We start from the raw sequence: 19,800 nt of genomic DNA, 5'->3' as shown, positions 1-19,800 counted from the left end.
GACTGAGATCATCTGTCCGTGCTGCTCGAAACTTCCCGACTTGTCCTGCGCCGTTTCCGACCGGACGACGCGCCCGCACTCTCCGCCTACCGCTCGGACCCGGCCGTCGCCCGCTTCCAGGGCTGGACCGCTCCTGTCTCCCTCGACTCCGCCGCCGCTCTCGTCGAGGAGTTCGCCGCGGGCGACCCCGACCGGCCCGGCTGGTTCCAGTACGCGATCGAGGAGAAGGCCGAAGGCCGCCTGGTCGGCGACTTGGGGGTGCGCCTGCACGAGAACCTGATGCAGGCCGACTTGGGCTTCACCCTGGCCGGGGACCGGCAGGGCCGGGGGTACGCCTCGGAGGCGGTGCGGGCGGTCCTCGACGACCTGTTCGGCAGCCGTGGACTGCGGCGCGTCTCCGCCGAGTGCGACGCCCGCAACACCCGTTCCGCACGACTGCTCGAACGGGTGGGTTTCGAGCTGGAGGGGCGGCGTCCCGCGTTCACCTGGCTCAAGGGCGAGTGGACCGACGACCTCCTGTTCGGCCTGCTGGCAGACCGCTGGCAGCGACTCACGGGCCCTGGTACGGCGCTGCCGGCGTGATGCAGGTGTGCTGTCAGCGCCGGGTCGCAGATTGGGGGCGTCAAGGCAGGAACTCGTTCGAAGGATGCAGCGCGATGGCTCCAGTTGTCAGTTCGTCGAATCGTCGGTCGTGGTCACGTCGTCTGCGGCGGACGTCGGCGCTCGTGTGGGGGCCGGTCGTCGCCCTGGTGACCTGCACGGCGTGCGCCGGGACGGGACAGACGGTGTCCACCGCGCCGTCGGCGCCCGCCCGACTCACCGTGGACCGCGCCCAGCACGACGCGTTGGCGCGTCTCGCACAGGAGTTGGTCGACGCCGGGGCGCCCGGTGTGACCGTGCGCGTGGACGACGGACGGAGCCGGCCCGTGGAGGTCGTCCGGCAGGCGCCCTGGGCGAAGCGGGTCCACCGGCTCACGCAGGACGACGAGTTCAGGATGGGCTCCAACACCAAGACCATGATGGCCACCCTCGTGCTGATGCTGGCGGCGGACGGCGACCTCTCGCTGGCCGACCCGGTGGAGAAGTGGCTGCCGGGGAAAGTCCCGGGCGGCGACCGGATCACCCTGCGGATGCTCCTCAACCACACGAGCGGCCTGTACGACTACACCGGGGATCCCGAACTGCTCGACTCCATCCTCGGCAAGAGCCAACGCCGTTGGACGTCGGCGCAGTTGCTCGCGGTCGCCGCCCGGCACGACGTGCTGTTCCCGCCGGGCACCCGGTGGTCCTACAGCAACACCGACTACATAGCGATCGGTTCGGTCCTCGAACGGGTCACCGGCAGCACCCCGGCCGCCCTGATCCGGGACCGGATCGCCCGCCCGCTGGGTCTTGACCACACCTACTACGCCACCGACGCGAGCTGGCGTGGCCCGTACGCGCGCGGCTACGAGCCGGACGCCGCCCATATGCCGTCCGATGTCCCCGACGCGTTCAAGGACGTGGCGGGCAACCCCGTCCAGGGCCACGTCGACGTGTCGGGCAACGATGTGAGCTGGGGCGGGGCGGCCGGTGCCGTGGTGTCGAACACCCGCGACTGGTCACGGTTCTACACCGCGCTGATGTCGGGGAAGCTGCTGCCCGCGGCGCAGGTAGAGGAGTTGCGCCGCACCGTCCCGATGGACCCGGACAACCCGGAGAAGGGACCGGGTTCGGGCCTCGGCATCGAGACGGGGTCGACGCCGTGCGGCACCATCTGGGCGCACGACGGCGGGATGACCGGCTACTCCAGCACCAACTACACGGACGTCAAGGGCAGTCGTACGGCCTCCGTCCTGGTGTCGACGGAGTTCGCCTTCGAGTTCGCGGCCGACCCGAAAATGGTCGCGGCGAACGAGGCGCTCCAGACGGCCGCGATCTGCGCGATGTTCGGGAAGCAGGCGCCGACGCGGACGGATTGACCGGGGTCCAGCACAAGGTGCTCTGTGTGGGTGCCTTGTGCGGGCGCCTGCTGCGGGCGCCTTGTGCGTTACCGGCTCAGCCAGTCTCTGTCTGGGGACAGGCTCAGACCGAACGGCCAGGGTCCTCCGCGAGGCTCACGCGCGGCGGCGGGACCGGTTCCGTCGGGAGGCGCCCCCGTGTGGTGACGATCTCGGCGACCCGCTCCCTGGCCCGGCCGCGCGGTGCCGTCAGGCCGACGCGGTAGGCCGCCGCGAACCCCGCCTCGCCCAACAACTCGGTGGCCGCCCGGGTGACCTGGGCGACCTCGGGGTCGGTGGGGTCCTCGGCGCCACGCAACCGGGCCCCGATCCCCAGGAGTTGCCCGGCGCTCTGCCCTCGTCCCCGGGCGAGTTCGACGGCTGCGACGGCGACCGCGATCCGGGACGCCACCGGCGTGTCCCAGCCCAGCAGTTGGTGCACCGCCGGATGGTCGAGCCGGCGCAGGCCGTCGTCGGGGAGTCCGCGTCCGGCGTCGACCTGGGCGAGCACCACCAGCAGCAGGGCGACGAGATGCGCGGGCGGGAACCGGCCGGGCGGCCCCTCGGCGAGCCCGGCCTCACCGTGCTCCCGCGCCCGCTCGGCATTCCCCGCCCACCACTCCAACTGGGCCAGCGCGAGCCGGACTTGCGCGCGCGGCTCGGCGGCGTCCAGGTCCGTGACCCGGTCGAGCAGCTCGGTCAACTCCCCTCTGGCGCCGTCGACATCGCCGGTCCGCGCGCGGATCAGCGCGCCCTGGGCCTCGTTCTCGATGCTGTGCTCCCCCATGCCGAGTTCGGCGAAGCATTGGTTGGCCCGCGCGATCATTCCGGGGACGTCGTCGAGCTCACCGGCGAGCCGCAGGATCGAGGCGAGGGTGGACAGGGTGATGCCGAGACCCCACCGCTCCCCGACCCGTTCGAAGCCGCGCAGGGCACGGGTGAGGTCGTCGCGGGCTCGGTCGACGTCACCGGTGTGCAGGGCGAGCAGACCGCCGGTGAGGAGCCGGAACGACGAGGACCACGGGTCGTCCAGGAGATCGGCGGCGTCCTCGGTGCCTGAACTCCCGGGCGTGAGCAGGAACTCAGCGGGGGCGCCCTCGTCGGGAGGCGCCGAGACGGCGAGGGCCAGCCGGGCGAGAGCCGGTACCGGGTGCGGGTCCGCAGCGAGTCGCGGGAGCAGGGCGCGCAGCCGGGCGAACGCCGTCTCCACCTGGTGCGGTTCGTCGGTGGCCTGGACGGCGAGCGCGTGGGCGGCGACCGTCCGGGCGTGGACGGCGGACTCGCCGGGGAGTGCGACGATCAGGGTGAGCAGGTCGGCCGACTCGGGCGGACCGCCCCGGAGGTTCCAGTACCAGCCCAGTGCGGCCCCGAACCGCTGGGCCGTGTCCGTGTCCTTGACGTCGATGGCTCTGCGGACGGCGGCGAGCACGTTGTCCCGTTCGGCCGAGAGCCGTCCCAGTGCTGCCACTTGGTCCCGCGTACGGAGCAACGGGTCAGTGGTCTCGGCCAGTCGGAGGAAGTAGGCGGTGTGACGGTCGCGGACTTCGTCGATCTCCTGGCGGTCCGCGAGCCGGTCGAGGCCGTAGGCGCGGATCGTCTCCTGGAGGCCGTAGCGCGGCTCGGTCGCGTCGGGGCGGGCGGCCGGCTGGAGGAGGGACTTCTCCGCCAGCGACGTCAGCAGGTCTTCCACGTCGTGGGCGGAGCGTTCGGGTGCGGCGACGGCTCGCGCCGCGTCCTCGGTGAAGGTCGCGGGCACCGCCGACAGCCGTTCCAGCAGGGTCCGTTCGGCGGGGGTCAGCAGGTCCCAGCTCCACTCCACCACGGCGCTCAGGGTCCGATGGCGGGGCAGGGCGGTGCGGTTGCCCCGGGACAGCAGCCGGAAGCGGTCGTCGAGGCGGGCGGCGACCGCGGCGAGCGGCAGGGTGCGCAGCCGGGCGGCGGCGAGTTCGATCGCCAGCGGCAGACCGTCCAGGCGACGGCAGATCTCCGTCACCGAGGCCAGGGAGTCGTCGTCCACGGTGAACCCCGGACTGGCGGCGGCGGCCCGTTCCGCAAGGAGCCGGGCGGCCGAACAGCCGAGGACCCGCTGGAGGGCGGCGCCCGGTTCGGGGACGTCCAGCGGGTGGACGGGGTGCAGGAACTCGCCGTCCGCACGCAGGGGTTCACGGCTGGTGGCCAGCACCCGCAGCCGGGGGCACCGGCCGAGCAGCGCCTCGGCGAGCCGCGCGACGGCGTCCACCACATGCTCGCAGTTGTCGAGGACGAGGACGAGATCGTCGTCCGCGACGGCTTCGGCCAACTGGTCCATTACGCCGACGGCTTGAGGGCTGGCGGGTACGGCGTCGGCACCCGGGCCGCGCTGGCCCTCCCGCGCCGCCGCACCATCCTCCCGCGCCGCCGAACGGTGCTCCCGCTCCGCGGATCCGTCCTCCCGCTCCCCCGGGCCGTCCGCCCCCTCCGCCGCACGACCTGCCCCCTCGGCCGGTCGGCCCTCCCGCAGTCGGAGCACGTCCAGAACGGCGCTCGGCACTCCGTCGGCGTCCACCGGGGCCAGTGCGGCGAGCCAGACTCCGCCGCGCGGGATGAGTCGTCGCCCGATCGCCGTGGCGAGGCGGGTCTTGCCGACGCCTCCCGGGCCGACGAGCGTGACCAGCCGTGCGTGGTCGAGGAGTTCGGCGAGGCGGCGCAGGTCGTCGTCGCGGCCCACGAGCCGGTTCGTGGGGGCGTGGAGATTGCCTGGCGGCTCGGATCGCCTCGCGGGCGGCCGGAGTTCGGGTCCGCGTGCCCCTCCGCGCAGGATCGCGAGATGCGCGGCCTGCGGTTCGGGCCCCGGGTCGCTCCCGAACGCGTCGGCGAGCCGGTCGCGCAGTTCCTGGTAGACGGCCAGGGCCTCGGCGGGACGCCCGTCGGCGGTGAGGGCCCGCATCAACTGGGCGTGCGACCGCTCGCGGAGGAGGTGTTCCGCGGTCAGGGACCGGAGTTCGGCCACGAGGTCCGACGGGTCGACGTCGAGGGCGAGTTCGGCCTCGATCCGGTCTTCGAGGGCGCCGAGCCTGCCCTGTTCGAGACGGTCGGCCTCGGCCCCGGCGAACGGGGTGCCGCGTACGTCCGCGAGGGCGGGCCCGCGCCACAGGGCCAGCGCGTCCCGCAGGGTGGCGGCGGCTTCGGCGTGTTGCTCCCGGGTCAGCAGACGGCGGCCCGACCTGGCCAGTTCCTCGAAGCGGACGGCGTCCACCGCCCCGGGGTCGAGCACGAGCCGGTACCCGGCCGATCCGTGTTCGATCAGTGCCGGGTCGTCGACCGCGCGCCGCAGCCGGGACACCAGGGTCTGGAGGGCGTTGGCCGGGTCGGCGGGCGGCTGTGTCCCCCACAGCGCGTCGACGAGGGTCTCGGTGCGCACGGCCCGGCCGGCGCTGAGCGCCAGCCGGGCGAGCAGACCCCGCAGCAGCGCCCCGGCGACCGGCCGGTCGCCGGCTTCCAGGCGCAGTGTCACGGGTCCGAGCAGACTCACACGCATGGTCCTATTGTCACAGGATTCGGGGTGCGACCTGGACGGCTGCCTACGGCGTCACCGCGATGTTGGTCAGCCCCTTGCCGCCGGTCACCGTGTTGTCGCCGTGGACGGTGGTCGGGCAGCCGGAGCCGAAGTTGGTGACGTCGATGGCGAGGCGCGTCGAGCCGCTCGCGCCGGTCAGCGTCGACCGGTTGTTGCGGAACACCGTGCCGCAGCCCCACCCCGACTGCTGGGTGTGGGTCTGGTAGCCGTCGTTGGTGGTGCGGGTGCCGGTGTTGTTCTCCACCAGCACGGCGTTCCCCTTCACATCGACCCAGGAGTCGTCGTAGTTGGCGCCGGTCAGGCCGCTGCCGTCGAAGGTGTTGCCGACGATCCGGGCGCCCGTGGTGCCCTCCTTGATGTCAATGTTCTCGCCGCCGACACCGGGGCCGATGGTGTTGTTGAGGATCTGGACGTTGTCGCTCCGGTCGGAGAGCGCGCCCGCGGTTCCCACGTAGACACCCTCGCCCATGCCGCTGCCGCCGGTGCCGGTGTCGTAGATCCGGGAGTTCCTGATCACGCCGTCGGAGCTGGAGTTGCGGAAGTGCACGCCCTCCATGTCGAGATCGTGGACGGTGACGCCGTCCAGGACGACACCGACCGCGGAGTCGATCATGATGCCTTTCTGACCGCCGGTGACGGTCAGCCCCTTGACCGTCCAGAATGCCGCTCCGTTGAGGTGGAGGCCGTAGCCGCCGCTCGCGGTGAGGACGGCGCCGGCCGATCCGGTGAGCGTGATGCGGGCACCGGGGGTGGCCGCCTTGGTCGTCTTGAAGTTACCGGTGTAGGTGCCGTCGGCCAGGTGGATCGTGTCGCCGGGAGCCGCCGAGGCCAGCGCCGACTTGAGCTGGGCGGCGGTGGAGACCTCGATGGTGGCCGCCTGCGTCGTCGCCGAGGCAGGTCCCGGCAGCAGGGCAGGACCGCCGGTGACGGCCGCGACGGTGAGCAGGGAGGTGAGCAGCGTGCGGGTACGCGTGCGCATGGGGGTGGCCTTCCTGTGATCTCGTCGATATTCATGGACATGAACAAGGTGTCCATGCGTGAACACTCGTTGTCGTGAAGGTAGAAGGGTGACGGGACCCCGTCAAGAAGGTGCGCGCGCCGACGCCGCTCGCCGGCAGCCTTGACACCCCTCAATACCGGAGCGCAGACTCCGAACCACCCCGCCCGACCCCCGTCGCCACCGCCCGTGAACGATCCCGTTACCGCTCCCGTGAACGTTCACGGGAGCGTTGCCGGGAGCGGTGACGGAGACCTGGCGGCGGTACGGAAGAGAGTTGAGAACCCAGTTGTCCTCCGAGCATTCCGCCTACCTCTCGGACCCGGCTCCAGGACGCGGCGCGCTGCGTCCGGCCCGTTCGTGGCTGCGCTCGGACGCGCCCGCGATCTCCTTGAACGGATCATGGCGTTTCCGGCTGTCGCCCACGGCCTCGGTGACGGAGGAGTTCGCGGCCGACGACTTCGACGACGCCGGCTGGGACACCCTCCCCGTGCCCGCCCACTGGGTGCTTGAGGGCGACGGCGCGTACGGCAGGCCGATCTACACGAACATCCAGTTCCCGTTCCCGATCGATCCGCCGCACGTCCCGGACGAGAACCCCACCGGCGACTACCGCCGCCAGGTCGAGCTGCCCGCCGACTGGTCGGGCGCGGAACGTGTGGTGCTGCGCTTCGACGGCGTCGAGTCGGTCTTCAAGGTGTGGGTGAACGGCGTCGAGATCGGCAGCGCCGCCGGCAGCCGCCTCGCGCACGAGTTCGACGTGACGTCGTCGGTGCGGCCGGGTGGGAACGTCGTCGCCGTCCGGGTCCACCAGTGGTCGGCCGCCAGCTATGTCGAGGACCAGGACCAGTGGTGGCTGCCGGGCATCTTCCGTGACGTCACCCTGATCGCCCGGCCCGCGGGCGGCCTCGACGACGTCTGGCTGCGCACCGGGTTCGACGACGGGCGCGGCACCGTCGACCCGGAGATCACGGCCGACGCGACGGCGTTCCCGGTGACCCTGCGCATCCCCGAACTCGGCGTCGAACGTGTCTGGTCGACGCCCGCCGAGGTGCGGGCGTTCCCGCTCGCCGACGTGCACCCCTGGTCGGCGGAGCGGCCCCGGCTGTACGACGTCACCGTGTCGACGGCCGCCGAGACCATCGCGCTGCGGGTGGGGTTCCGCACCGTCGAGATCCGCGGTGACTGCTTCCTGGTCAACGGCCGCCGGGTCGTCTTCCACGGCGTGAACCGGCACGAGGCGCACCCCGAACGCGGACGCGTCTTCGACGAGGAGCACGCCCGCGAGGACCTGGCCAGGATGAAGCGGTTCAACGTGAACGCCATCCGCACCAGCCACTACCCGCCGCACCCCCGGCTCCTCGACCTCGCGGACGAACTCGGCTTCTGGGTCGTCCTCGAATGCGACCTGGAGACGCACGGGTTCGGGAAGGTCGGCTGGGTCGGCAACCCGAGCGACGACCCGGCGTGGCGGGCGGCGTTCCTCGACCGGATCGAACGCACCGTCGAGCGGGACAAGAACCATCCCAGCGTCGTGATGTGGTCGCTCGGCAACGAGGCGGGCACCGGGGGCAACCTCGCCGCGATGTCCGCCTGGGTGCACGCCCGCGATCCGGAACGCCCCGTCCACTACGAGGGCGACTACACCGGCGAGTACACGGACGTCTACTCCCGCATGTACGCGAGCGTGTCGGAGACCGAGCGCATCGGGTCCGACAACTCCTGCAACTCCGACGGCTCCGGTTCGACGCTGCTGAACTGCACGCCCGCGCAGAGCGCGCGGCAGCGCACCCGGCCGTTCCTGCTCTGCGAGTACGCCCACGCGATGGGCAACGGCCCCGGCGGGTTCGACCAGTACGAGGAACTCGTGCACAGGTACCCGCGGTTGCACGGCGGTTTCGTCTGGGAGTGGCGCGACCACGGCATTCTGACCACGACCCCGGACGGAACCCCGTACCACGCCTACGGCGGTGACTTCGGGGAGGTCGTCCACGACGGCAACTTCGTGATGGACGGCATGCTGCTGAGCGACGACGTCCCCACGCCGAGCCTCCACGAGTACCGGGCGGTGGTGCAGCCGTTCGCTCTCGCCTTCGACGGCGACCGGCTCACCGTCACCAACCTGCGCCACTCGGCGGACAGCTGCGACCTCCGCTTCGTCTGGCGGGTCGAGCACGACGGGACGCGGGTGGCCGACGGGGTCCTGGAGGTGCCGGTCCTCGCGGCGGGCGGGACGGAGCACGTGCCGTTGCCGCCGATCACCGTGTCGCCCGACGCCGAGACGTGGTTGACCGTCGACGCGGTGCTGGCGGAGGCGACGGCCTGGGCCCCGGCGGGCCATGTGGTCGCGACGGCGCAGTCGGACCGCTCGGTGCGCCGTCCCGTTCCCGGCGTGCGCCCGCGCACGGGGTGGCGGCCGGGGAGCGGGGCGCAGGCCCTGGGGATCGCCGACTTCGTCGACGGGTCGCTGGTGCGTCTCGCGGGCCGGGAGGTGTCCGGTCCGCGCCTCGAACTGTTCCGCGCGCCGACCGACAACGACGAGAGCCCCTCCGACGGGGTCGAGGGCAGCGACGCCAGTGTCGCCGGGGTCTCCCACGCCGAGCTGTGGCGCCGGGAGGGCCTCGACCGGCTCGTCACCCGGCGGGTCTCCGTGGAGCACGGCCCGTCCGCGCTGCGCACGGTCGACAAGGTGTCGGCCGCGGACTCCGGGCGGGCGGTGACGGTGGAGTCCGTCTGGTCGCTCGACGGCACCGGCGCGGACGGCGGTGAGCTGGAGCTGCGCGTCGAGATCACGCCGTCGACCGGCTGGCGGACGGTGTGGCCGCGCATCGGCATCCGGTTCGAACTGCCCGACGGGGACGCGCCCGTCGACCGCGCCGAGTGGTTCGGGCTGGGGCCGTTCGAGTCGTACCCCGACAGTCTGCGGGCGGCCCGCACGGGCCGGTTCTCCTCCTCCGTCGCGGATCTCTCGGTCGGCTACGCGCGCCCGCAGGAGACCGGGCACCGCTCCGGGCTGCGCCGGCTGTCGCTGGCGGCCGGGGCGGCCGAAGTGCTGCGGATCACCGCGGTCCCGGACACCCGAGGACGCCGTCCGGGCTTCACGCTCAGCCGGCACACCCCGCAGCAGCTCGACCGGGCCGCGCACCCGCACGAGCTTCCCGTCACGACGACGACGCAGTTGATCGTCGACGCGGCGCAGCACGGGCTGGGTTCACGCTCCTGCGGACCCGACGTGCGGCCGGAGTTCGCGCTGCGCCCGGAGGCCAGGACGATCAGGCTGCGGATCGCGGCGGGCTGACGTCCGCGACGGGCGGGGCGCGGAGCGCGGCGGGCCGACCTCCGCCATGGTCAGGGGCGGGTGGGGGTGGGTTGACGTCCGCCGCGGTCAGGGGGCGGATGGCGGCGTGTTGACGTCCGCCACGGTCAGGGGCGGATGGGGCAGGCTGACGTCCGCGGGAACTCCGGGGAGCAGGGCGCCCCCGGCGTGCAGTCCACGCCGGGGGTGCCTCCGGTTCCAGGTCGCGGGACGGTCGTCAGGACGCCGTCGCGTCCAGCATCTTCGCCACGCTGTCGACGACGCCCGTCGCGTCCGAGTAGGAGCCGGGCAGGAAGTCGGAGGTGCCGACCAGGTGGTTGTCCTTCGCCACGGGCAGCCGCTTGAACGCCTCCAGATCGAACAGCTTCTGGATGTGGTTGGCGGGCGAGCCGTCGTTGTTCGTGTAGTAGATGACGTAGTCGGCGTCCTTGAGCAGGTCCGCGCGCTCGTAGGAGACGGACTTGTTGTCGCCCTTGGGGACGGCGGCCGAGGCCGACGCGAACCGCACACCGATCTGGTCGAGGATGTCCCCCACGGGTGAACCGGGTCCGTAGATCCAGTAGTTGCCGCTGTCGAAGCCGCCCTGGATCACGTCCCAGCGGGCGTCCGCCAGCTTCGCCCGGTACTCCTTGCGCACGGCCGCGATCCGGTCCTCGTACGTCCGCTTCAGCGCGGCCAGTTGGGTGCCTCGGTCGACGAAGCGGGCCGTGGCGTCCGGGTACTCGGCCCAGGTGGAGGTGTCGTCGAACGCCGCGAACGTGGTCGGCGCGATGGCCGACAGGCTCTTGTACGCCTTGGAGAGGTAGGGCACGTCGACGCCGACGATCAGGTCAGGCTTGAGAGACGCGATCTTCTCGTAGTCGATGTCCGCGCCCGACGTCACCTTGGCGGTGGCCTTCCAGCGCTTCAGATAGCGCGGCGGCACATAGGTGGCGCCGCTGTTCTCGATGCCGACGGGCTTGACGCCGAGGTCGAACAGCGACTCCGTGGACCAGGCGTGCACCGACACGATCCGCAGCGGACGGGCGGGCACGGTCACCTTGCCGTGCGCGGTGGCGACCACCCGGGTCTTGGCCGCTTCGGCGTCGCCGCCCGCGCTGCCGGCTCCGCAGGCGGCGAGGGTCACCGCCGTCACGGCGACGGCGAGAGCGGTCAGCAGACGGCGGGGCGCGGAGCCCCGAGGGGACGGGGACACGTCATGGGCGGGCGGGGTTACGAGGGTCACGGCGTTCCAATACTTAGATTAGCCTTACCTAATAACGCTATGAATCCAGCCATGGCCGACACAAGTCGGTGGCACGCCACGCGGTATCGCCGATCCGCCATCCGCGCCCTCAAGGCGTGCGGCGGTCGTCCTCGGGGGTGACGGCGGGCGAGCCGCCTCCGTCCTGCCCGCGCCGCATGCCGGGGAGAGGGTTCGGGGCGTCGGTCCCCGCGAACGGCTCGGCTGCGGAGGCCGATTGGGGCGCGGGTCGGGGTTCGGTCCCGGTGCCGGTTACGGTCGAGGTCTCTGATCCGATCTCCGTCCCGGTCAAGCTCTCAGGTCCGGTCTCGGAACCGGTCAAGCTCTCGGCTCCGGTCTCCGTCCTGGCCGAGATCTCGGATCCGCCCCCGGGTTCCGACGGAGGTTCGGGGCGGGTCAGGACCAGGATCTCGTCCGCCGCGTTCCAGGTGCGCCGTTCGCTCGTGCGGGGAGCGAGCCGGACGCCGTGGTCGCGGAGGACGGGATCGGCGCTGCCCGGCCGGTAACCGATGGCGCACTCGCCGCGCGCCAGCGCCGCCGCGACGACGGTCGCGAAGGACGCCTCCCGGCCGGGCCGCAGGTAGTCGCCCACCGGGTACAGGGCGAGTGCGCCACCCCGGGTGGCGAAGACCTCCTCGAACACCGGGGCCAGTGGCGGGTTGTGCGAGATCTGGGTCATGAGCAGCGCGGTCAGTTCTCCTCTCACTACGACGTCGGCGGCCGGGCCCAGCGGGGCGAGCGGCCGGCTGCGGGGGTCGGACAGCTCGGCCACCACCGGCAGGGCCCGGCCGTGTTCCTCCTCGATCGACCGCAGCATGAGGAGGGTCAGCAGGGTGCGGTCGTCGGGCTGTTCGGGGCCGGTGTGCGCGTCGGGTCCGAGGACGAGGACGCTGTCGTAGCCGAACAGGTCGAGGGCGCGGAGCACTTCGGGCCTGACCGGGTCGCCGGGGTGGAAGGTGGTGTCGAGGCGCCCTGAGGACAGGGACTCGCTGGGCGGAATCGGTTCGGGGTCGGGGTGCGGGCCGGTGAGGATGTCGAGGGTGGAGCCTGTCCGTGCGGTGGCCCGCAGGATGTGAACGATCAGCGGCGCGCGACGGTTCCAGCCGAGGAGAAGTGTCCGTACCGGGCCCTCGGTGCGCGGTACGGGCGGCGCGACGGCCGTCGGATCGACGTGCGCGCGCAGGTCGGCCGACGCCGCCGCGGAGTCGTCGTGGGCCACGACGATGAGCCGGTCCGTGGCGGTGACGACGGTCTCCGCAGGTGGGGTGAGCGTGGGCCGTCCTTCGGGTGGCAGGAGGCCGACGACGGCAGCGTCGTCGAGGTGCAGGGCCGCGTCCTTGAAGGTCAGGCCCGCGAGTGCGGTGGCGTCGCGGACATGGAACTCGGCGCCGGCGAAGTCGAGGAGGTCGCGCAGCGCGGCCGGCAGTCCGGGGCGCCTGGCCGACTGGACGAGCAGGCGCGCGGTCGTCAGCTCCGTCTCCAGGACGGTGCCCCGCGGTCCGGCAGCGAGGCGGGCGGCGGGCAGATAGCGGGCGTCCCGCACGGCGGCCACCACGGGCGGGCCCGGCTGACGGCCCAGCAGGGCCCTGAGCGCGAGCAGAGCGCGGACGACCTGCGGGTCGGCGTCGGGGTCCTCGACCGGCAGGACGAGAACGGAGCCGGCCGCGTGCGGGGCGACCACTTCGAGGGCCCGGGGGTCGGAAGGAGATCCGGTTCTGCACACCAGGCGGGCGCCGCCCGGGAGGGCGAGGGCGGCCCTGAGCGACTCGTCCATCTCCGCCGGGTCGCGGTGGGCGAGGACGGCGACCACCTCGCGGGATCGGCCGGTGCGGGCGGCGAGGAGTTCGCCGACCACCGTAAACACCTGGTCCGACCAGCCGAGCACGACCGCGTGCTGCCGCTCCAGGACCGTGGAGCGGCCTCGGCGCAGCTCCGTGAGGCGGTCGCCGAGGCCGGTGGTGATGACGCCGATCAGGGTCGAGACGCAGAGCAGGGCGATCACGCCGAGCAGGGCGGACAGCAGCATGCGCAGCGGGGCGCCGGTGACGCCGTTCAGCCGGAGGGTCTCCGCGCTGGTGCGCCAGACGATCACCAGCCGGCCCGTGAAGGTGTGCGGGGAGCTGGGGTCGGTCCACACCAGGAGGGCGCTGACCGGCACGACGACACAGAGGCAGCAGGCGGAGAGCCAGCCCAGCAGGACGCCGGTGCTGCGGGCCAGGGTGCTGTCGAACCGGTAGCGAGCCCGGTCCCGTAACGGTGTCGGCCGTCGGCGTCCTGCCACATGCGCCCCCTGCGATCCCTCGGGTCGTTCTTGGTGTCGAAGGGTGCTGCTCCGCCGTCCGCGACACGCCGTGCGACCGGGTCTTTCACTCTTTTAGGCAACGGCGGTTCGCGGGCCGGGAGAGCGGGCGACGGGACAGCGGTGTGGCCGGCGCTGCGGGCCGCGCGGTCCGGGCGGGCCGGCGCTGCGGGCCGCGCGGTCCGGGCCGATGTTGCGATCATCAGACCGGGGTTGTGGACAACCGGCCCCCTCCGATCGGCCGGGTGCGGATACTGGCCGATATCGCGCGGTCCCCGCACGGCCTCCGGGTCCCCGTGGGGCGGTTCGCGCGGTCGGTGTCCGTCGGCACGCGTCGGCGCTCGTCGGCGCTCGTCGGCATTCGTCGGTGCTCGTCGGCGTCGGAAGGGCTGCCGGACGGCCGTCGCCCACCGGGCTCAGGGTCGATTGTCAGTGATCGCCGCTAGCGTTTGTCCCGTCGTCGCACTGACGTCGGGATGTCCCGGCTGAACTGTGCTTTCTTCAGGTTGTCTTGACTCGAAAGGCGGGGGCTCGTGGGTTGGCTTTCGGCGGGTGACGGATACGAAGTCGCCCTGGTGGAAGGGCGGGTGGCGGCGCGCGCCACCTCGGGCCGGTCAGCGGGACGGCAGTTGAAGACACTGCCGCGCACGCTCAAGGACCACCCGGAGGTGGACCGGCTGCGGAGGTTCGCGGAGTGGCTGGATCGGCACGCCGCGGGCTGCGTGGCCCAGGTCGACGCGTGGATGGTGTCGTCGCTGCCGGTGCCCACCACGCTGCTGGCCCGGGTCTGGCCCGACACGGCGTGGCAGGCGGCGCTGCTGGACCTCGCGGTGGTCGGCGACGACCCGGACGAGGTCGGCTTCCTGCGCGGCGCCACCGAGTCGGGCGAGCTGCGGGTGGTGAATCTGGACGGCGAGACGGTACGGCTGTCCCCGACGACGGTGACGCTCCCGCACCCGGTGCTGCTGCCCGACCTGGACGACATCCGGGAGTTCGCTGCGGAGCTGGGCATCACGCAGGGCGTCGAGCAGATACACCGGGCGACCTGGCGGCGGCCGGACGGCCTCGACGCCAAGGCGACCGAGGTGAAGGAGTTCGCCGGCGGCTCGTTCAGGTCGCGGTTCGCCCTCGCCGGGCGGGCCAGTTCGCTGGGGTACCGGGTGTCGGGCGGCTACGCCACGGCCCGGGTGCGGGACGGCGCGCGCACCGTCGAGGCGTGCGTGTGGATCGGGGAGCCGTACTGGGACGAGGCGGTGGAGACCGGCGGACTGACCTGGCAGGACGCGGAGGGCCGCGCGCTGCCGCTGCGTGCGGTGGGACCGGTGGCCTGGTCGGAGGGAATGCGGATGGCCGCGGCACTGTACGCGGGACGCGTGATCGAGGAAGGCAAGAACGCATGAGCGGGGGGACGCGGGTGTCGTACGAGGAGATGCTGACGGCGGGCGCGGTGCTGCCGGCCGACACCGAGGGGGCGGGCGAGCGGGCGGTGCCGTTGACGGCACGCGCCTACCGTCATCCGGGACTTGACGACCGGGTCGTGGTGCGGCTGGTCGCCGGGGAGCTGGGCGCGGCGGAGGATCTGGCCGCGGGCTTCCTCGGCCTCGCGCCGGACGCGGAGCCGGCCGTGGTGGGGCTCGGGCTGCGCCAGTCGCTCGGTTTCCCCGAGTGGGTGCTGGTGCACCACCCGCAGGACGGGCACCACGCACTGGGTGTCGTACCGGACCTGGAGCGGGCGGCCCGGCAGGTGAGGTCCAAGCCGAAGGCGGCGCTGGACGCCTACCTGGCGCTCGGCGAGCGGCTCGCGGCCTCGGTGCCGCACTTCCTGCCGACGTTCTACGAGCAGGCCGGGCGGGTGTTCCTCGCCGAGGAGAACGCGACGTACGCCTCGCAACTGTTCACCCGGGCCCGCAAGGCCGAGGCGCAGCACGGGCTGGTCGTCGAGGAGGAGCGGCTGGACGCCGTGTTCCTGGAGTTCGCGCTGGCCGGGGCGCTCCCGGTGAAGGTGCTTTCGGCGTACGGCAAGGAGCTGGCCGCGCGGGTCACGCCCGAGGAGGCGCTGCGGCGCTTCACCCGGCTCTGTCTGCGCCGCACCGCGGGCGGGCTGCCGCCGTCGGCGCAGATGGCCAACGACCTGCGCCGCCTCGCCCGTGCGGCGAAGCGCGACGCCGAGCAGGCCGAACAGGACTATCTGGCCGAGCTGTTGGAGCTTCCGGCCACGCAGCGCGCGGCGGTCGGCTGGTGGCGCGGCCACCGTACGGCGCTGATCGCGCTGGCCGTGCGGGAACCTCGGGTCCGGGGCGCGCTGCTGGGCATGGTCCCGGCGGTCCGGGATGAGGAGATGCCCGCGATGTGGCTGGACATCCTGGAGGCGTCCGGCGCCACGGCGGGGCTGTGGGACACCGGGCTGCCCGCCGAGCAGCGGCCGCAGGACGGCGTGGCGGGGTGGCTTGAGCGCTTCCTCGCCTTCCGGGAGCGGGCCAGGTCCTGGAACGGCTCGCTGCGGTTGCCCGAGCTGTATCCGCTGGTGGAGCGCATCGCGGACGTCCTGCGCGGTGAACTGCGCGCCTCCGGTGGTTCGTTGGGCGTGCCGTTCGACCTCGATCTGCTCGACCTGCTGCTGACCCTGGACATTCCGGTGGCCGGGCCCAAGGACGCCGGCGGGGCGCTGCTGCTGACGCAGTGGGCGGAGGGTACGGGGCAGCGGGATCTGCTGGCGCTGGCCGGGGACAGCCGCTTCCACGGCGCGTTCCTGCGGGGCGCGGACCGGTTCGCCGGCAACGAGAGCGGGCTGCGGGCGATCCGGGTGCTGGCCGCGTCGCCGGGCGGGCGCCCGCTGCTGGCGCGGTGGGTGCGGGGCGTCGTCCAGCGGTTCACGGCGGTCGGGCTGCCCGAACTGCCGGAGGCGCTCGGCCGCCTGAAGTGGCTGCCGGCCGAGGCGCTCGCGCTGGCCGAACCCGAGGTGCGGGCGGCCGTCGCCACCGACCTGGCACCGATCCTGATGCGCACCCTGCGCGCCGGACTCTTCGACGAACTGGGCTGGCCCGCCTGGGAGGAGGCCACCGCCGACCTCGTCCCGCGGCGGAACGTCGAGGATCTGGTCGTCGCCGACGCCTGGCCGCACCTGGTGGTGGCGGGCTCCGCGCAGGCCCGGGTGATCGGCCCCGAGGGCACCGTCCTCACCCATGACCTGCGGATCCCGGCGGGCGACCTGTCGGGGGATCCCGGCTTCCACCACGTCGACGGCGAACTCCTCGTCCACTGGCGCAGCCGCACGGACGGGCTGCGCGGCTACTGGCACACCCGTGCCGGCCGCTTGGAGACGCTGGAGGGCCAGAGCTCTCCCCGGGGCACGCAGATGGACTGGTATCGGGGCAACTTCCCGCACAGTCTGCCGCTGCCCGGCGGCGGCCGGAGCACCGGCGGCGGCGTGCTGCACGTCGGGGACACCACCCTGCCCCGGGACCGGCGGCTGCTCCACGACGGCTCCTCGTACTGGGTGTGGAACACGGACCCGGAGGACCGTGCGGCGCACGGCTGGTACGAGTACGACCCGGCCACCGGTGAGCTGGGCCGGATGAGCGCTCCCGCGTTCCTAGCCGACGCGACGCGTGACGCCCCCGAGGGCAGCACCTTCAGCGAGGGCCGACTGCTTCCCTCCCCGACGGCGGGCCCGGCGCCCGCGTCCGCCCCGGTGGGCGGTCTGGTCGGGCTGCGGGTCGTGAACCTGCCCGACGGCACCCGGCGGGTGGAGGACCTCGCCGGACACACCGTCACCCTGCCCTCGCGGGCGGGCAGGCCGTGCGCCCTGGTGGTGTTCCCCGGTGGCGACCGCGCGTGTGCCGTCGTACGCAACGGCTGGCAGCTGGAACTGGTCGACCAGGACGGCGTGGTCACCTCGGTCGCCAAGACCGACCGGACACCCGGTGAGTTCGGCGAGGGCACGCTGCTGCTGCCGCCCGAGCAGTACTGGGAGTTCCTGACGCCCCGCGATCCGGCGGGCTCGGCGGGACTGCGCGGTGTCGACCTGGACACGGTCGCCGCGCTGCTGGCCGCCGCGGGCCGGGACGACAAGGAGGCGCTGCTCCGCGTGATCCGGAACCTGCTCCCGGTCACCCACCCGGCGCTCGTCGAGGGCATCGCCGGGGTCGTGCGCCACGCGGCGGGCCAGCGGACCGTCCTCGACGCGGCGGCGGCCCGGCTCACCAGGGCCCTCGAAGGCGGCGTCGACGACGAGGGTCCGGCCGGCCCCCGGGACATCGTGCTGATCGACGCGATGAGCGGGCTCGGCGGCTCGGGCAACCGCTGGTGGCACCGTGACGAGGAGGCCGACACCGTCTTCCGCACCCTGCGGACGCTGGAGCGCGCCGCCGGGCTCACGGACACCGCCGTCCCGGCGGAGCGGACCGCGCGGCTGCACCTCGACGGCACCGACCTGCCCGTCGGGCGCACCGACCTGGAGAGCCTGATCGCGCGGGGCACCGCCCTGGCGTTCCGCGCGGCGGCCGGCACCACGTCCGAGGAGCACCGCGAGGTGCTGCGCACCCTGCTCACCCGGCTGGACGCCCTGGAACCCTCCGGCGGTCCCGAGTCCTCGCGGTGGCGCACGGTGACGGTGCGCCTCGACGGGGGGCTGCTGCGGAGCCCGTCGGGCGTCTGGCGGGACGGCTCCTGGAGCGGACTGCTGCCGCTGGGCGGCGGCGCCTTCCTGGCGCTCGCAGGCGACAAGAACCTGACCGCCGACGGCTGTGCCTTCACCGGGTTCTTCCACGATCCGGCGGGGCGGTTCGAGACACCCGAGCCCTACACGCTCCAGTCGTCGGGCCCGCTCGGCGAGGAGTACACGGGACGGCTCGGCGTCTTCCTCGCGGAGCTGGCCGCGCGCGGGCCCGCACCCTGGTTCCCCTCGGCGGCCGAGGAGTTCGCGCGGCTCACCGGCGTCACCGGGACGACGGCCCGGCTGGTCGTGGCCGGACTGCCGGGGATCGACGCCCATCAGCGGGCTTTCCTCAGCGCCGAGGCGCGTGCCCTCATCGGGGTGAAGGCCGCTCCCGCGGCGCTGGCCAAGGACGAGCTGAGCCGTCTCGACGGCGGCGTCCGGGCCGCCGTGGTCGGCGCGCTGCTGCCCGCTGAACCGGCCCTGCTGTGGACCGAGGGGCCCGATGTGGCCGCCGCCGCGGCGGTCTGGAACGAGAAGGTGGGCCGTCGGGCCGCCGTGCCCGAGGCGGTGCTGGCCGACGCCGTCCGCGCGTTCCGGCACGCGCGCTGGCCGGTGCGGGAGTCGCTGCCCGCGCTGCTGAGCCCCAGGGACGAACCCCGGCTCTCCCGGGACCTGGAGTGGGCGGTCAACGGCGACCGGGTCCGGCCGGTCGGTGACGACGGGGTCGGTTTCACCGCGGAGACCCTGGTCGACACGGTCGCGCTCTGCGCCTGGCTCGCCCACCGGATGCCGGCCGGCGACCCGGTCAGGGCCGCGCTGCCGGCCGCGCTGGGCGCCGTGCGGGACCGGCTCGACCACCCCGGTCTCGTGCTCGACCTCGGCAGGTACATCGGCCTCACCGCGTTCCGGAAGACCGCGGGGACACCGACCGAGGTGGGTGAGGGGTTCGTGCGGTACGGCGCGGTGATCCTGCCCACGCACGACGACCAGCCGTCGCCCGGCATCCGGGTCGCCCTCCTCGACGAGTCGGGCCGGGACCCGTACCTGCCCGCGCTGCGCGTCGACGACCAGCGGCCCTACCCGGCCGAGTCGGCGCTGCGGCTGGTCCGCGACCCCCGGTTCACGGCGCTGATCGCGGCGCCCGGGGAACCGGCGGCGGGCGAGCCGGACGCGGACGGCACCTGGTGGCCGCAGGACCCGGGCCGCTCCGTGCCCGAGCTGGTCACGGAGGTGGCGAAGGAGTACGGCCTCGGTGAGGACGCCGCCACCGTCCATCTGATGCTGCTGGCGATGCCCGATCCGACCGACAGGGCGACGGCCCGCTGGACGGGCTGGAAGCCGGCCCGGATGAAGGCGGCCCGCGCCGAACTGGCGGCGACGGACCTGGTGGTCGAGGCCAGCAGGGCCAGGGCCGGGCGCTCGCTGTTCCTCCCCGGAGGCTGGGTCGAGCTGTCGGCGCCGTCCGTTCCGCTGGAGCGGTGGAAGCTGCCGATGTTCACCCAGGAGCCGGAGACCGAGGACACGCCGTTCGGCGCGGTCGTGCCGTTGGAACCGGTCGCGGACCTGTACCGGCGGGCCTGGCAGCGGATCAAGGACGGTGACGCGCCCCGGTTCGAGGAGCTGAAGGTACGGCGCGGCCGCCGCCGTTGAGCTGATCCAAGCGTCGCGTCGGTCCCGGCGGTGCGCGGACGCCTCGACGGCCGCACGCCGTCACCAGGAGGACGCCTCACGTCCCTGGAGGAGACGCCTTCGC

General features: G+C 73.3%; 9 protein-coding genes. 5 read left to right on the top strand and 4 right to left on the bottom strand.

The window, feature by feature from the left end; translation table 11 throughout:
- The first annotated feature begins 18 nt into the window (after positions 1 to 18).
- On the top strand, positions 19 to 582 hold the full coding sequence (locus tag DDJ31_RS37205) for a GNAT family N-acetyltransferase (RefSeq protein ID WP_127176022.1): 564 nt from the start codon (positions 19 to 21) through the stop codon (positions 580 to 582).
- A gap of 74 nt (positions 583 to 656) precedes the next feature.
- Entirely contained in the window at positions 657 to 1,961 is a 1,305-nt protein-coding gene (locus DDJ31_RS37200) for a serine hydrolase domain-containing protein (RefSeq protein ID WP_127176023.1), read from the top strand.
- A gap of 103 nt (positions 1,962 to 2,064) precedes the next feature.
- On the opposite strand, the gene DDJ31_RS37195 is transcribed toward DDJ31_RS37200, so the two are convergent.
- Positions 2,065 to 5,496 carry a BTAD domain-containing putative transcriptional regulator gene (locus DDJ31_RS37195; RefSeq protein WP_127176024.1) on the bottom strand — a complete coding sequence of 1,144 codons (3,432 nt, stop codon included), beginning with the start codon at positions 5,494 to 5,496 and terminating at the stop codon, positions 2,065 to 2,067.
- A gap of 43 nt (positions 5,497 to 5,539) precedes the next feature.
- Positions 5,540 to 6,514: a right-handed parallel beta-helix repeat-containing protein gene (locus DDJ31_RS37190; protein ID WP_127176025.1), complete on the bottom strand. Its 975-nt coding sequence runs from the start codon at positions 6,512 to 6,514 to the stop codon at positions 5,540 to 5,542.
- Positions 6,515 to 6,821: 307 nt separating this feature from the next.
- Between DDJ31_RS37190 and DDJ31_RS37185 the strand changes: the two genes are divergently transcribed.
- Positions 6,822 to 9,830: a glycoside hydrolase family 2 TIM barrel-domain containing protein gene (locus DDJ31_RS37185; protein ID WP_127182415.1), complete on the top strand. Its 3,009-nt coding sequence runs from the start codon at positions 6,822 to 6,824 to the stop codon at positions 9,828 to 9,830.
- A 235-nt stretch (positions 9,831 to 10,065) separates the two neighbouring features.
- Here DDJ31_RS37185 and DDJ31_RS37180 read toward each other — a convergent pair whose 3' ends face one another.
- Positions 10,066 to 11,073 (bottom strand): ABC transporter substrate-binding protein, encoded by a 1,008-nt coding sequence (locus DDJ31_RS37180; RefSeq protein ID WP_127176026.1) that lies wholly within the window; start codon positions 11,071 to 11,073, stop codon positions 10,066 to 10,068.
- 109 nt (positions 11,074 to 11,182) lie between these two features.
- Positions 11,183 to 13,372: a CASTOR/POLLUX-related putative ion channel gene (locus DDJ31_RS37175; protein WP_240677938.1), complete on the bottom strand. Its 2,190-nt coding sequence runs from the start codon at positions 13,370 to 13,372 to the stop codon at positions 11,183 to 11,185.
- A 551-nt stretch (positions 13,373 to 13,923) separates the two neighbouring features.
- Here DDJ31_RS37175 and DDJ31_RS37170 point away from each other — a divergent pair.
- Both DDJ31_RS37170 and DDJ31_RS37165 read left to right on the top strand, forming a co-directional pair.
- The gene (locus DDJ31_RS37170; RefSeq protein ID WP_127176027.1) at positions 13,924 to 14,790 is read left to right on the top strand and encodes a DUF4132 domain-containing protein; all 867 of its coding nucleotides are present in this window, start codon (positions 13,924 to 13,926) and stop codon (positions 14,788 to 14,790) included.
- Entirely contained in the window at positions 14,787 to 19,697 is a 4,911-nt protein-coding gene (locus DDJ31_RS37165; protein ID WP_171480952.1) for a DNA-binding protein, read from the top strand. Before DDJ31_RS37170 ends, DDJ31_RS37165 begins: the two co-directional genes overlap by 4 nt.
- The last annotated feature ends 103 nt before the right edge of the window (positions 19,698 to 19,800 follow it).

Source organism: Streptomyces griseoviridis, assembly GCF_005222485.1.
In the GTDB taxonomy this organism is placed as follows: Bacteria; Actinomycetota; Actinomycetes; order Streptomycetales; family Streptomycetaceae; genus Streptomyces; species Streptomyces hintoniae.
The sequence above is the reverse complement of the archived record's forward strand: the minus strand, read 5'-3'. Positions and strand labels throughout refer to the sequence as shown.

Coding starts and splice junctions, on each gene's coding strand:
- DDJ31_RS37165 (WP_171480952.1), top strand. CDS start 14,787: ATGAGCGGGGGGACGCGGGTGTCGTACGAGGAGATGCTGACGGCGGGC.
- DDJ31_RS37200 (WP_127176023.1), top strand. CDS start 657: ATGGCTCCAGTTGTCAGTTCGTCGAATCGTCGGTCGTGGTCACGTCGT.
- DDJ31_RS37195 (WP_127176024.1), bottom strand. CDS start 5,496: ATGCGTGTGAGTCTGCTCGGACCCGTGACACTGCGCCTGGAAGCCGGC.
- DDJ31_RS37190 (WP_127176025.1), bottom strand. CDS start 6,514: ATGCGCACGCGTACCCGCACGCTGCTCACCTCCCTGCTCACCGTCGCG.